This window comes from Aminobacter sp. DSM 101952 (assembly GCF_001424795.1).
Classification (GTDB): domain Bacteria; phylum Pseudomonadota; class Alphaproteobacteria; order Rhizobiales; family Rhizobiaceae; genus Aminobacter; species Aminobacter aganoensis.
In genome coordinates, this window is sequence record NZ_LMCL01000003.1 from 211,920 (window position 1) to 225,809 (window position 13,890).

Annotated in this window: 15 protein-coding genes; 2 read left to right on the forward strand and 13 right to left on the reverse strand. The window is 64.6% G+C overall.

Annotation, left to right across the window (positions count from 1 at the left end; translation table 11 throughout):
- Nucleotides 1-72: 72 nt before the first annotated feature.
- A complete protein-coding gene (locus ASC75_RS05575; RefSeq protein WP_162244893.1) occupies nt 73-573 on the forward strand; it encodes an outer membrane protein assembly factor BamE in 501 nt (166 codons plus the stop codon).
- A gap of 170 nt (nt 574-743) precedes the next feature.
- On the opposite strand, the gene ASC75_RS05580 is transcribed toward ASC75_RS05575, so the two are convergent.
- Together ASC75_RS05580 and ASC75_RS05585 are read right to left on the reverse strand one after the other, a co-directional pair.
- Nucleotides 744-2,885, reverse strand: coding sequence for a sodium-translocating pyrophosphatase (locus tag ASC75_RS05580; RefSeq protein ID WP_055971453.1), 2,142 nt, complete (start codon nt 2,883-2,885; stop codon nt 744-746).
- Nucleotides 2,886-3,070: 185 nt separating this feature from the next.
- Nucleotides 3,071-3,565 carry a DUF2165 domain-containing protein gene (locus ASC75_RS05585; RefSeq protein ID WP_055971456.1) on the reverse strand — a complete coding sequence of 165 codons (495 nt, stop codon included), beginning with the start codon at nt 3,563-3,565 and terminating at the stop codon, nt 3,071-3,073.
- On the opposite strand from ASC75_RS05585, the gene ASC75_RS25120 reads away from it, so the two are divergent.
- The gene (locus ASC75_RS25120) at nt 3,564-3,863 is read left to right on the forward strand and encodes a hypothetical protein (protein ID WP_244487760.1); all 300 of its coding nucleotides are present in this window, start codon (nt 3,564-3,566) and stop codon (nt 3,861-3,863) included. The genes ASC75_RS05585 and ASC75_RS25120 overlap by 2 nt on opposite strands.
- Before the next feature lie 2 nt (nt 3,864-3,865).
- Here the strand turns inward: ASC75_RS25120 and ASC75_RS05595 are convergent, their stop codons facing one another.
- From ASC75_RS05595 to glyA, 11 genes are all read right to left on the reverse strand, one after another.
- Nucleotides 3,866-4,621 carry an ABC transporter permease gene (locus ASC75_RS05595; RefSeq protein WP_055971461.1) on the reverse strand — a complete coding sequence of 252 codons (756 nt, stop codon included), beginning with the start codon at nt 4,619-4,621 and terminating at the stop codon, nt 3,866-3,868.
- Nucleotides 4,618-5,556: an ABC transporter ATP-binding protein gene (locus tag ASC75_RS05600; protein ID WP_055971464.1), complete on the reverse strand. Its 939-nt coding sequence runs from the start codon at nt 5,554-5,556 to the stop codon at nt 4,618-4,620. The genes ASC75_RS05595 and ASC75_RS05600 overlap by 4 nt, the downstream gene beginning before the upstream one ends.
- Nucleotides 5,553-6,719, reverse strand: a complete 1,167-nt coding sequence (locus ASC75_RS05605; protein WP_055971467.1) for an ABC transporter permease — start codon at nt 6,717-6,719, stop codon at nt 5,553-5,555. Before ASC75_RS05605 ends, ASC75_RS05600 begins: the two co-directional genes overlap by 4 nt.
- A gap of 58 nt (nt 6,720-6,777) precedes the next feature.
- Nucleotides 6,778-7,689 (reverse strand): ABC transporter substrate-binding protein, encoded by a 912-nt coding sequence (locus ASC75_RS05610; protein ID WP_055971470.1) that lies wholly within the window; start codon nt 7,687-7,689, stop codon nt 6,778-6,780.
- Between the two features lie 156 nt (nt 7,690-7,845).
- On the reverse strand, nt 7,846-9,048 hold the full coding sequence (locus tag ASC75_RS05615) for an MFS transporter (RefSeq protein ID WP_055971473.1): 1,203 nt from the start codon (nt 9,046-9,048) through the stop codon (nt 7,846-7,848).
- Nucleotides 9,045-9,545, reverse strand: coding sequence for a transcription antitermination factor NusB (gene nusB, locus ASC75_RS05620; protein ID WP_055971476.1), 501 nt, complete (start codon nt 9,543-9,545; stop codon nt 9,045-9,047). Before nusB ends, ASC75_RS05615 begins: the two co-directional genes overlap by 4 nt.
- Nucleotides 9,542-10,006: a 6,7-dimethyl-8-ribityllumazine synthase gene (locus tag ASC75_RS05625; protein WP_055971479.1), complete on the reverse strand. Its 465-nt coding sequence runs from the start codon at nt 10,004-10,006 to the stop codon at nt 9,542-9,544. The genes nusB and ASC75_RS05625 overlap by 4 nt, the downstream gene beginning before the upstream one ends.
- A gap of 116 nt (nt 10,007-10,122) precedes the next feature.
- On the reverse strand, nt 10,123-10,740 hold the full coding sequence (locus ASC75_RS05630; protein WP_055971483.1) for a riboflavin synthase: 618 nt from the start codon (nt 10,738-10,740) through the stop codon (nt 10,123-10,125).
- The gene (gene ribD / locus ASC75_RS05635) at nt 10,740-11,855 is read right to left on the reverse strand and encodes a bifunctional diaminohydroxyphosphoribosylaminopyrimidine deaminase/5-amino-6-(5-phosphoribosylamino)uracil reductase RibD (protein WP_244487761.1); all 1,116 of its coding nucleotides are present in this window, start codon (nt 11,853-11,855) and stop codon (nt 10,740-10,742) included. Before ribD ends, ASC75_RS05630 begins: the two co-directional genes overlap by 1 nt.
- Nucleotides 11,856-11,870: 15 nt before the next feature.
- On the reverse strand, nt 11,871-12,335 hold the full coding sequence (gene nrdR, locus ASC75_RS05640; protein WP_055971490.1) for a transcriptional regulator NrdR: 465 nt from the start codon (nt 12,333-12,335) through the stop codon (nt 11,871-11,873).
- 176 nt (nt 12,336-12,511) lie between these two features.
- Nucleotides 12,512-13,813: a serine hydroxymethyltransferase gene (glyA, locus tag ASC75_RS05645; RefSeq protein ID WP_055971493.1), complete on the reverse strand. Its 1,302-nt coding sequence runs from the start codon at nt 13,811-13,813 to the stop codon at nt 12,512-12,514.
- Nucleotides 13,814-13,890 lie beyond the last annotated feature (77 nt).

Below are 13,890 nucleotides of genomic sequence, written 5' to 3' on the forward strand. Positions count from 1 at the left end.
TTTGCGGCTTCGCGCAAGCAGAGGCTCTGGCACGACAGGATGGAGTTGTTGTTGCACTCGCTGAAATTCAAGATGCCATTTTCGTTGCGTCCGGTTGGCGCTGTTTCGCTGATCGCGGCCGCTGCCGCGCTTTCGGCGTGCAACACCTCGAAGACCTTCGGTGACCTGACCCCCAGCGAGACGCTGACGCAGGGCTACGTCATCGACCAGCAGTCGATCGATTCCGTGCCGGTGGGCTCCAGCCGCGAGCAGGTCCTGCTTGCACTCGGCACGCCGTCGACGACGGCGACCTTCGACAACGAGGTGTTCTACTACATCTCCCAGACGCGCAAGCGCGCCGTCGCCTTCGCCAAGCCCAAGCTCGTCGAGCAGCGCGTGCTGGCGGTCTATTTCGGCGCCGACGGACGCGTCACCAACATTGCCAATTACGGCATGCAGGACGGCAAGGTGTTCGACTTCATCTCGCGCACCACACCGACGGGTGGCAAGGACCAGAACTTCCTCGGCCAGTTGCTTGCAGGCGCGGGCAAGATGGGCTCGAGCGCGGCCAGCAGCATTTTCGGCGGCAGCTAAGCCGTACAAGACTTTTCAGAATCTCAGGCAACAGAACCCGCGGGAGCAATCCCGCGGGTTTTTCTTTGCCCTCTCTCGCCGATACGTGAAAAACCCCGCCCGCAAGGTGTGCGGGCGGGGTTCTGTCGAGCAGACACCGACGGCAGGCGACTGCGCCTGCCGGATGCCGATCAGCTGTGCGCCAGGACGGCGAGCAGCAGGAGGGCTACGATGTTGGTGATCTTGATCGCCGGGTTCACCGCCGGACCGGCGGTGTCCTTGTAGGGATCGCCGACGGTATCACCGGTCACCGACGCCTTGTGGGCCTCCGAACCCTTCAGGTGCTTGACGCCATCCTTGTCGGTGAAGCCGTCTTCGAACGACTTCTTGGCGTTGTCCCAGGCACCACCGCCCGAGGTCATCGAGATGGCCACGAACAGGCCATTGACGATGACGCCGAGTAGCGAAGCGCCGAGGGCCGCGAAGGCCGAGGCCTTGGAGCCGGAGATCAACAGCACGCCGAAATAGACGACCAGCGGCGCCAGCACCGGCAGCAGCGACGGGATGATCATTTCCTTGATCGCAGCCTTGGTCAGCAGGTCGACCGCGCGGGCGTAGTTGGGCTTGGACGTGCCCTTCATGATGCCCGGATCTTCGCGGAACTGCTTGCGCACCTCCTCGACGATCGCGCCGGCGGCCCGACCGACGGCGGTCATGGCGATACCGCCGAACAGGTAAGGGATGAGACCGCCGAAGATCAGGCCGGCGACGACATATGGGTTGGACAGGTCGAACGACACCGTGCCGAGATCGGCGAAGTACGGATACTGCGCGCTGTTGGCGGCGAAGTACTGCAGGTCGTAGCTGTAGGCGGCAAACAGCACCAGCGCGCCGAGACCGGCGGAGCCGATGGCGTAGCCCTTGGTGACGGCCTTGGTGGTGTTGCCCACGGCATCGAGCGCGTCGGTGGAATGACGCACTTCCTTGGGCAGGCCGGCCATTTCGGCAATGCCGCCGGCATTGTCGGTAACGGGGCCGAAGGCATCGAGTGCCACGATCATGCCGGCAAGGCCGAGCATGGTGGTGACGGCAATGGCCGTGCCGAACAGGCCGGCTAGCTGGAAGGTGGCGATGATGCCACCGACGATGACAATCGCCGGAAGCGCGGTCGATTCGAGTGACACCGCCAGGCCCTGGATGACGTTGGTGCCGTGACCGGTAACCGACGCCTGGGCGATAGAGTTGACCGGGCGCTTGTTGGTGCCGGTGTAGTACTCGGTGATGACGACGATCAGGCCGGTCACGACGAGACCGATCAGGCCGCAGATGAACAGGTTCTGGCCGGAAATCTGGACGCCGCCGCCAGTGCCGATGTCGCCCCAGCCAACGGTCAGCGAGGTTGCGGCGCCGAGACCCACGATCGACAGCAGGCCGGTGACGATCAGGCCCTTGTACAGCGCGCCCATGATCGAGCCGTTGGAACCGAGCTTGACGAAGAACGTGCCGATGATCGAGGTGATGATGCAGGCACCGCAGATGGCGAGCGGATAGAGCATGACGCTGGAGAGCGCTTCGCTGCTGCCGAAGAAGATGGCGCCGAGGACCATGGTGGCGACCACGGTCACCGCATAGGTCTCGAACAGGTCGGCGGCCATGCCGGCGCAATCGCCGACATTGTCGCCGACGTTGTCGGCGATGGTGGCCGGATTGCGCGGATCATCCTCCGGGATGCCGGCTTCGACCTTGCCGACGAGATCGCCGCCGACATCGGCTCCCTTGGTGAAGATGCCGCCGCCGAGACGGGCGAAGATGGAGATCAGCGAGGCACCGAAGCCGAGCGCCACGAGCGAATCGATGACGACGCGATCGGCTGGGCCATAGGCCATCGGGCCGGTCAGGATGAGGTAGTAGACCGAGACGCCAAGCAAGGCGAGACCGGCCACCAGCATGCCGGTGATGGCGCCCGACTTGAAGGCGATGTCGAGGCCGGCGGCGAGGCTGTTGGAGGCTGCCTGGGCGGTACGGACATTTGCGCGAACCGAGACATGCATGCCGATGAAACCGGCTGCCCCCGAAAGCACTGCACCAATCAAGAAGCCGATCGCCGCGGATGCGGAAAGCAGCCACCAGGCGAGCAGGAACACGACGACGCCGACGATGGCGATGGTTGTGTATTGGCGCGCCAGATATGCCTGCGCACCTTCCCGGATGGCGGCGGAGATTTCCTGCATGCGCGCATTGCCCTGGTCGGATGCAAGCACCGACTGAGTCGCCCAGATGGCGTAAAGGACAGATAGCAGGCCGCAGGCGATGACGACGTAAAGCATTGTCATTGCCAATTCTCTTCCCTGATTATGCCCGGAATTCCCCTCCCCGGGCTAGTGAACGAGACCGGTAGCCTCTATGCGGTTTCCGGCCCCTGGCGAACAATCCGAAACAGGGCAGCGGTCGTCAAGATATGGTCAAGGTGTTTCTCGGCTTTCGGCGCCCCATTCACAATGTCAGTCGAGATTATGGATCAGGCCAGATCATGATCCGGCTGATTGACGAAGATCAGCACGGCGAGCATCGTCATGTAGAATTTGAATGCCGCCTCCTGGCCGTTCCAGGTGCTGGACTGCCACATGGCAAACCATTCGCCGCCAATGACCATGAAACCGAGGAACCAGACGAGAAAGCCCATCGTCGCGCCAATGACGACGAATCCCTTGGCGTCGTTGAACTCCTTGCCGGAGCCGTTGCGCGCCTGCCAAAGCTTGAACGCGGCGATCAGGAACAGCACGCAGGTGAGCCCCTCGCCGACGATGATCAGCCAGTAGCCGACGGTCCACAAGGTCGGATTGGTGATCGAGCGGTACATCAGGGCATTGCCCGGAAACGTGGTGTCCATGCTCAGCACATGCTGGACGAAGGCGAAGTTGGAGCCGTAGTCAGTGATGTTGCCGAAGGCTACAAGGAAGGCGAATGCCGCAAGGCAGAGGGACATCACGATCTTAGAGAGACGCAAGGTCATGGCCAGATCTCCTGAAAAGCAAGTATCGGGGCATCCCGCAAATGAAAAGGCGAGTCGCGCAAATGGTGCAACAGGCCAGTCGGCCATGATTGTGCTGACAGCCTCGGCCAAGACTTATGCCGACAGGCATGGGCAGAGCGCATTGCTTGCGGATGCAGGAATCCCAGCCGGTTGCCAGGCAGGCGACATCGTTTCAGTCGGCGACGCCGATTTCTACATCCTAAGACGGCGCTGGGTGCTCGACGGCGACAACAGCCGGCTCGAAATCACGCTCGACCATCCTGTGCGCGTGCGCTGACTTCAGCCTGCCGCAGGCACCTGTCCCATGCGCCTGGCGGCCATGCGCTCGAGCGCCGTCAACGCGTCGTAAATGAGCACGGCCAGGGCCGCCACGATCAGGCCGCCCTGCAGGACGAAGGCGAGATTGTTGGACTGCAGCCCGGCAATAATGACTTCGCCGAGCGTCTTGGCGGCGACCGTCGAGCCGATGGTCGCCGTGGCAAGGCTGATCACGACGGAAAGCCTGATGCCGGCGAGAATGACCGGCAGGCTAAGCGGCAGTTCGATCTTGAGCAGGCGTTGCCAGCCCGTCATGCCCGCGCCGCGCGCCGCCTCGACAACGTTGGCCGGCGTCGTGGTCAGCCCGGTCAACGTGTTCTCGAAGATCGGCAGCAGGCCATAGAGAAACAACGCGATCAGGGTCGGCTTCTCGCCAAAGCCGACGGCGGGAACGGCCAGCGCAAGCACCGCCACCGGCGGAAACGTCTGGCCGATGTTGACCAGGCTGCGTGACAGGGGCAGGAATTCGGCGCCGGCCGGCCGGGTGACCAGGATTGCCAGCGCCACCGCGACGACGATCGCGGCAGCGGTGGCGATGGCGACCGTGCGCAAGTGCTGGAACGCCAGCGACGACAGGCTGCCCTGATTGTAGATCGCGGGCGCCCCGTTCTGCGTCAGCGGCCTGAGCACCGGCTCGAACCACAGCGGGTTGCTCAGGAACGCAACCAGAAGGGCCAGAAGCCCAAGCCGCAACAGCAACGGAACCCAGGCCTTCATTTTGGCCTCGCGGCGCGCTTGACAAGGCCTTGGACCGTCACGCGGCCGATCGGCATGCCGTCGTCGGATGTCACAGGCATGGCTGTGCGCCCGGACCACAACAATTCGGCGAGCGCGTCGCGCTGGGTTGCCCCGGCAGCTATGCCCTCTCCTTCGGCACTGCCCGGCTCGACGACATCGCGCACCTCGCCGAGCGACAGGAGCTTGAAGGGACGGTCGCTGGCGCCAACCAGCGTCTCGACGAAACCCGTGGCCGGCCTTGCCAGGATTTCCGTCGGCGATGCGTACTGGATCAGCTTGCCGGCATCCATGACGGCAATGCGGTCGCCAAGGTGGACCGCCTCCTCCATATCGTGGGTGACAAGGATGATGGTGGTGCCGAAGCGTTTCTGGATCGCCAGCAGATCCTCTTGCGCCTTGGTGCGGATGATCGGATCGAGCGCGCCGAAGGGTTCGTCCATCAACAGCACGTTGGGCTCGGCTGCCAGCGCGCGGGCGACGCCGACACGCTGCTGCTGGCCGCCCGACAGCTCGTGCGGGTAGCGTGGGCCGAAGGCGGCGGGGTCGAGTTGCAGCAGCGCCAGGAGTTCGTCGACCCGAGCCTTGACGCGGACCGCGTCCCAACCGAGAAGCAGCGGAACGGTGCCTATGTTCTGCGCTACCGTGCGATGGGGAAACAGCCCGTTGCCCTGGATGGCATAGCCGATGCTGCGGCGCAGTTCGTGGCCCGGGACCGACCGGTTGTCGACACCGTCGAGCTTGATCGTGCCCGACGTCGGTTCCACCAGGCGGTTGATCATGCGCAGGAGCGTCGTCTTGCCGGAGCCCGAAGTGCCGACAATCACCGTCAGCGTGTGCGGCTCGATGACCATGGAGACGTCGTCAACGACGGCAACGTCGCCATAGCGCTTGGTGATGCTTTCGATTTCGATCATGCGGCCACTGTCGTAGATCTGCGGGTCGCGACATGTTCGACCACGGCGTCGAGGATGATGGCGGCGGCGAAGGCCAGCGCCACGGTGGGAACCGCACCGAGCAAGACGAGGTCCATTGCCGTCTGCCCGACGCCCTGGAAGACGAAGACGCCAAAGCCACCACCGCCGATCAGCGCGGCGATGGTGGCAAGACCGATGTTCTGGACCAGCACGATGCGGATGCCGGTGAGGATGACGGGAAAGGCCAATGGGAACTCGACGCCCCACAGGCGCTGCGCACCGGTCATGCCCATGCCGCGCGCGGCGTCGTTGGCCGCCCGGGGAACGCCTGCGAGCCCGACGACGGTGTTGGCGACAACGGGAAGCAGCGAATAGAGAAACAGCGCGACGAAAGCCGGTGCCGCCCCGATGCCGCGAATGCCGAGCGCCGAGGCACCGGGGATGTTGGCGGCGACCCAGCCGAGCGGTGCGATCAGGATGCCGAACAGCGCGATGGACGGGATGGTCTGGACGATGTTGAGCACGTTCAGAACGCCCGCCCGCAGCGCCTCGACGCGATGGCACAGGATGCCCAGCGGAATGCCGACCAGCACCGCGGCAGCCAGCGAGCCGAGCGCCAGTTGGACATGGCGCGTCGCCTCGTTCCAGAAACTGTCGGCACGGTTGGCATATTCCTTGAGGATCGACAGGCTGTCCCACTGACCCGAGGCGAGCAGGAGCCAGATCGCTGCCGCAGCCATGCCAAGCAGGACGACCCGTCCGGCCGGCGAAAGCTGCAGCCGTGCCAGGACGTCGGCGAGCAACAGCGTGAAGGCGAAGATCAGCAGCCAGAAACCGGAGGCCGGCGAGACGCGGGCGAACGTATTGCCCTCCGGTGTCAGGTAGGCGCCGGCATTGCCGATCAGCAGCGCAAGAACAGCAAGCGCCAGGACGCTGGCGCCAAGACGCGCGGCCAGCGGCGTCCTGAACAGCGCCACAAGTCCCGCCGCAACGAGGATGGCCAGCAGCCCGTGCCCCACCGGAGACGGCAGGGCCTCGAGAACCGAACGCGGCTCACCGGCGACGATGCGGTTGGCGCGAAAGGTGGCAAATGGCGCCAAGAATGCCCCATAGCCGGCGATCGCGGCGATCACCACGCCGAGCTTGTCGAACCTGATGTCCACTGTCGCGATGCGTCCCCAGTTCCGTCGGCGCGCCCCTGATGGGACGCGCCGGGAAAGCTTACTTCAGAAAGCCGTTCTTCTTCAGGAAATCTTCGGCGACGGCCTTGGCCGGCTCGCCGCCGACCTGGACGCGGCCGTTGAGTTCCTGGAGCGTGACGAGGTCGAGCTTCTCGAACACCGGCTTGAGCAGGGTTTCGATCTGGGGATGCTCCTTGAGTACCGCTTCGCGGATGATCGGGGCCGGCTGATAGACCGGCTGCACGCCCTTGTCGTCATCGAGAACGACCAGTCCCGAGGGCGCGATTCCGCCGTCGGTGCCATAGACCATAGCGGCGTTGGCGCCGTTGGTCTGGTTGGCGGCGGCGCCGATGGTGGCTGCCGTGTCGCCGCCCGACAACGTGATCAGTTGCTCGGGCTTGAGCGTGAAGCCATAGGCGGTCTGGAAGGCGGGAAGTGCTGCAGCCGAATTGACGAACTCGGACGATGCGGCCAACACCACGGTGCCGCCGCCGGCGACGTATTTGCCGAAGTCGCTGAGGGTAGCGAGCTTGTTGGCGTCGGCAACGTCCTTGCGCAGTGCGATGGCCCAGGTGTTGTTGGCGGGCGACGGCGACAGCCAGACGATCTTGTTGGCGTCGTAGTCGAGCTGCTTGGCGGTCTCGAAACCCTTGGCGGCATCCTTCCAGACGGGATCGTCGGCCTTTTCGAAGAAGAAGCCGGCATTGCCGGTGTATTCGGGATAGATGTCGATCTCGCCGGCGGTGATCGCCTTGCGGACGACCGGCGTGGCACCGAGCTGGATGCGGTCGGTGGTGGCGATGTCGTTGGCATCGAGCACGGCCTTGATGATATTGCCGAGCACGCCGCCCTCGGTGTCGATCTTGGAAGACACCACCACCTGCGCGCTGGCGGCGCTGGTGGCAAGGCCGAGCGCAATGGCCGCCGCGGCGATGATTCTGGTCTGACGCATGGTGAAGCCCCTTCTGGTTCCCGGAATTCGGTGACCGCATATGAGCATGGCGATCCAGCTTCCGTCGGGGCATACGGTTTCACAATGCGCAGGGGCTGCGCAATGTCATTCTGTATTTTGTCGGAATAGCCGGCCTTGATTGCCGACATGCTCCTGTCAGGCGATCCGGCTCCGGCGGCTGAACGACAGAGTCGCCAGCGCGCCCAGGCATATGACGCAAACCGGGAAGACGATCCACGCAAGCATGTCCCAGCCATAGGCATTGTACACCGCGCCCGACATCAGTGACGCGAGAGCCACGGTGCTGAACAGGACAAAGTCGTGGAAACCCTGGACCTTGCCCTTTTCCGACTGGCGATAGGCAGTCGAGACGATCGCCGTCGCGCCGATGAAGCCGAGATTCCAGCCGAGGCCGAGCAGGATCAACGATGTCCAGAACTGCCACAGCGCGATACCCGATAGTGCGACGATCGCGCAGGCAATCAGCAGGAACACGCCGAGCGCAACGATGCGCTCTACTCCAAATCGCTGGATCAGGCGGCCGGTGAAGAAGCTCGGGCCGAACATCGCCATGACATGCCAGGAAATGCCAAGCGTAGCTTCGTCCGCCGAAAACCCGCAGCCGACCATGGCAAGCGGCGCGCCGGTCATGACGAAGGTCATGATGGCATAGGTGCCGACAGCACAGGTGAGCGCCGCGGCAAAGCGCGGCTGGGTCACGATCTCCAGCAGAGGCCGAGCATCTTCCTGGGAAACGTCCTGATGCGCGCCTGCCGCATTCCTGACCTTCAGGAACGACAAAATGACAGCGCCTACCGCCGCAAGCCCGATGATCGCGGCAAAGGAGCCAGCGAACATGACGGGCGCGAACATCTCGCGCGTGAAGATGACGATCTGCGGGCCGAGGATGGCGGTGACGATGCCGCCGGCCAGCACGAAGGAAATCGCATTCGCCTTGAATTCGGGCGGCGCGTTGTCGGCAGCGGCAAACCGGAACTGCTGGACGAAAGCGCTGCCGACGCCAAGCAGCAGAAGGCCGAAGACAAACAGCCAGAACTCGGAGCGGAACAGCGCCAGCGTGGCGATGGCGCCGCCGGCAGCGGTGACGGCAGTGCCGAACATGAAACCGCCGCGCTGGCCCAGGCCGCGAATGATCGCGGCTGCGGGAAGCGCGCCGAGCGCCATGCCGACGCTGAAGCCGGTGATCGGGGCGGTCGCCAGCGACTTGTCGCTGTCGAGGAGGTAGAAGCCGGCCAGGCCGCCGAGCGAGAAGGCGATCGGCGCGGCGGAGCCGATAATGGCTTGCGATGCGGCGAGGATATAAGCAGTTCGCCGCGCTTCGCGTTCGCCACCGGTCATAATGCGTCCTTGCCCTTACCCTCGCCGCGCAGCTTGCGGGAGACACGGTCGAGCACGGCGTTGACGAGCTTGGGCTCGTCCTCGACATAGAAGGCCTTGGCGATGTCGACATATTCCGACACGATCACGGCGACCGGGACGTCCTGGCGCTTCATCAGTTCGAAGACACCGGCACGCAGGATGGCGCGCAGCGTCGAATCGAGGCGCGACAGCGGCCAATCCTCGGTCAGCGACTGGCGGATGACGGGATCGACTGTCTTCTGGTTTTCGACGACGCCCGCGAGAATGGCACGGAACCACTGGGGATCGGCCTCGCGGTAGAGCGCGCCATCGACTTCCTTGCCGAGGCGGAAAGCCTCGTATTCCGCGGTGATCTCGAGCAGGCCGCTGCCTGCGACGTCCATCTGGTACAGCGCCTGGACGGCAGCAAGGCGGGCAGCCCCGCGCTTGTTGGCCTGGCGAACGGGCGGCTGGCCCTTCTCTTCAGAAGACGTCACGACCGTGCAGCTCCGAGTTTTTCGCGAAGCGCGATCATGGTCAGCGCGGCACGCGCGGCAAAGCCGCCCTTGTCGCCTTCGTTGCGGCGGGCACGGGCCCAGGCCTGATCGTCGTTTTCGACCGTCAGGATGCCGTTGCCGACGCAGATCGATTCCGAGACCGCAAGATCCATCAGGGCGCGGCAGGATTCGTTGGCGACGATGTCGAAGTGATAGGTCTCGCCGCGAATGACGGTGCCGAGCGCGACATAGCCGTCATACTGCGTGCCTTCGTCGTCGGCAGCGTCGAGCGCAAAGGAGATCACGGCCGGAATTTCAAGCGCGCCGGGAACGGTCACCACGTCATAGGATGCACCGGCGGCGGCTAGGGCAGACTTGGCGCCATCCAGCAGCGCGTCCGCGAGGTCATCGTAAAAGCGCGCCTCGATGATGAGGAGCTTCAGTTTCTTGTCGTTGGCCATGTCAAATCTCCGGCAGGAGCGGCTGACTTAGGCCGAACCGGATGAGTTCGCAAGCGAAGTGTTAAGCACTGTGGCAGGAAACCGCTGGCCAGCAGACCGGCGGCCGGCGGCATGGCTCAGAGCCCTTCCCTGGCAGCGTCGGCAAGGCGTGCCGCATAGCGCGCCATGGTGTCGACCTCGAGGTTGACGCGGTCGCCGACCTTGCGCTCGCCCCATGTGGTCACCTGCAGCGAATGATGGATCAACAGCACGTCGAAGCGCGTGCCCTCGACCTTGTTGACCGTCAGCGACGTGCCGTCGAGGGCGACGGAGCCCTTTGGAGCTATGAATTTCGCCAGCTCGCGCGGGGCCTCCAGGCGAAAGCGCACCGCCTCGCCCTCGTCCTCGCGCGCCACGATCTCGGCCATGCCGTCGACATGACCCGAGACGATATGACCGCCGAGCTCGTCACCGATCTTCAGAGCACGTTCGAGATTGACCTTGCGGCCGGCGGCCCAGTCGCTTGCCGTGGTCAGGCGTAGCGCCTCTTCCCAGGCCTCGACCTCGAACCAGCGGGCGTTGGAGGTGGCGTCAGGCAGCGCCACGACGGTCAGACAGACGCCCGAGCAGGAAATCGACGCACCGATGTCGATCGTCTGGGGGTCGTAGACGGTGTCGAAGCGCAAGCGGACGCCCTGGTCGAGCGGCTTTGCAGACGCGACCGTGGCCACGTCGGTGACGATACCGGTGAACATCAGATTTCCCTTATCCATTCCGCGAAGGTGTCTTCGCCAAAGCGCGCCTCGCGCACCAGGCTGAACCCTGCCGGTATATGGTCGCGGCCGATGGGAGCTGCAATACCGTCCGGGCCGATCGCTTCCGGACCGGAAAACAGCGCGATGCGGTCGACCAGACCTTCGTCGAGGAAGGCCCGTGCGGTGTCGGCTCCGCCTTCGACGATGATCCGCGACATACCCTGATTGGCAAGGTCCTCGAGCAGTTCGGGGAGCGCCACACGACCGTCATAGGTCTCGGTCGCCAGAAACTTGACGCCGGCGCGCTCGAGCTCGGCCCGGTTCGACGGATCGCCCTCGGGGCAGGCAGCGACAAGCACCGGCACGTCATGCGCCGACCGCGCCAGCTTCGACGTCGCCGGCAACCGCGTGAGCCTGTCGAGCACGATGCGCGCCGGCGAGCGGTTGCGGAACCCGGGCAAACGCACGGTCAGTTCGGGGTCGTCGGCAAGTGCCGTGCCGATGCCGACCAAGATCGCATCGGTCTCGGCGCGCATGACGTGAACCTGGCGGCGGGCGACCTGCCCGGTGATCTCGATCTGGCCCTGGCCTCGCCTGCCGATCATGCCATCGGCGGAAAGCGCAAGTTTCAGAATCACTTCCGGGCGCTTCCTCACGGACCGATTCATGTACCCGGCAAGCTGGTCGGCGGCCTCGCGGGCAAGCACGGCTTCCTTGACCTCGATGCCGGCACCGCGAAGGATCGCATATCCCTTGCCCGACACGCGCGGATCCGGGTCGCTGGCTGCGCCGACGACGCGGGTTATGCCGGCATTGACCAGCGCATTGGCGCAAGGCGGCGTGCGACCGTGATGAGCGCAGGGCTCAAGCGTGACGTAGGCAGTGGCGCCGCGCGCCAAGTCGCCGGCCTCGGCCAGCGCCTCGGCTTCGGCATGCGGACGGCCGCCGATGGCAGTGACACCGCGCCCGACGATGACCGGTCCGCTGCCGCTGTCGCGGACGATGAGGGTGCCGACCGCCGGGTTGGTGAAGGTCAGGCCAAGATGCTTGCGCGACAGCCTGAGGGCAGCCGCGATGTAGCGCTGATCGATCCTGTCCTGCTCGGATGCACTCATGTCCCTGGCCATCGCTCAGCTGGCTTCTTCCTCGCCCTTCAGCTCGCCCAGCACCTCGTGGAAGTCCTTGGCTTCGCGGAAATTGCGATAGACCGAAGCGAAGCGCACATAGGCGACGTCGTCGAGCGTCTTCAGCGCCTCCATCACGAGACGACCAATCTCGCCCGAGGGAACTTCCGTTTCGCCGGAACTTTCGAGCTGGCGGACGATGCCGGTCACAGCGCGCTCGATGCGCTCGGGATCGACATTGCGCTTGCGCACCGCGATCTCGACCGAGCGGGCCAGCTTGTCGCGGTCGAACGGCACCTTGCGGCCGGTCTTCTTGAGCACCACGAGGTCGCGCAGCTGCACGCGCTCGAAGGTGGTGAAGCGGCCGCCGCAGACCGGGCAGATGCGCCGCCTGCGGATCGCAGCACCGTCCTCCGCTGGACGGGAGTCCTTCACCTGCGTGTCTTCAGACTGGCAATATGGGCAACGCATGGTTCGGCCTTGTCATTCGAATCCCCGACGAGGAAAGGCTTAAAGCATGATCCGGAAAAGTGGAAACCGCTTTTGGCGACGAACCCGGCCGAAAAGCAGAAGCCCCGTCCCGGACGTGCCGGAACGGGGCTTCCAAGATCTCACAGGCGGGCCAAGAGCCCTCCCCGCGCGGCGATCTAGCCGAGATATGGATAGAGCGGGAAGCGTTCGGTCATGTCGACCACCTTGCGCTTGACCGCCGCCTCGACGGCAGCGTTGCCCTCGTCGGAATTGGCCGCCTTGAGGCCGTCCAGCACTTCAGCGATGAGCTGGCCGATCTCGCGGAATTCGGCCTCGCCGAAGCCGCGGGTCGTGCCGGCCGGCGTGCCGAGACGGACACCCGAGGTGACGAAGGGCTTTTCCGGATCGAAGGGAATGCCGTTCTTGTTGCAGGTGATGTTGGCGCGGCCCAGAGCGGCTTCGGCACGCTTGCCGGTAGCGTTCTTGGGACGCAGGTCGACCAGCATAAGGTGGTTGTCGGTGCCGCCCGAAACGATGTCGAGGCCGGTGTCCTTGAGGCTCGCGGCGAGCGCCTTGGCATTGGCCGCGACATTTGCCGCGTAGGCCTTGAACTCGGGCTTCAGCGCCTCGCCGAAGGCCACCGCCTTGGCAGCGATGACATGCATCAGCGGGCCGCCCTGCAGGCCGGGGAACACGGCCGAGTTCATCTTCTTGGCGATATCCTCGTCATTGGTGAGGATCATGCCGCCGCGCGGGCCGCGCAGCGACTTGTGGGTGGTGGTGGTGACGACATGGGCGTGCGGCAGCGGCGACGGATGCACGCCGCCGGCAACCAGGCCAGCAATGTGGGCCATGTCGACCATCAGGTAGGCACCGACTTCGTCGGCGATCTCGCGGAAACGCTTCCAGTCCCAGATCCTGGAATAGGCAGTGCCGCCGGCCAGGATGAGCTTCGGCTTGGTTTCGCGGGCAATCCGCGCGACTTCGTCCATGTCGAGCAGGTGGTCGTCCTTGCGCACGCCATAGGAGACGACCTTGAACCACTTACCCGACATGTTGACCGGCGAACCGTGGGTCAGGTGGCCGCCCGAATTCAGGTCGAGGCCCATGAAGGTGTCGCCCGGCTGCAGCAGCGCCAGGAACACGGCCTGGTTCATCTGGCTGCCGGAGTTCGGCTGGACGTTGGCGAACTTGCAATCGAACAGCTTCTTGGCGCGCTCGATGGCGAGCTCTTCGGCGACGTCGACGAACTGGCAGCCACCATAGTAGCGCTTGCCGGGATAACCCTCGGCATACTTGTTGGTCATGATCGAGCCCTGCGCCTCAAGGACGGCGCGGGAAACGATGTTTTCCGAGGCGATCAGCTCGATCTCATGGCGCTGGCGCCCGAGCTCGCTGCGGATCGAGCCGAAGATTTCGGGATCGGCCTCCGAAAGCGGGGTTCCAAAGAAGGATTCGAGGTTTTTCGAGGCGGCCATGGCTGAAGATCCTTTGGTCCGGAGGGGGCATCGGAGAGGTTCGGCGGGCCATTAACACACTTGACCCAGCGTCGCCA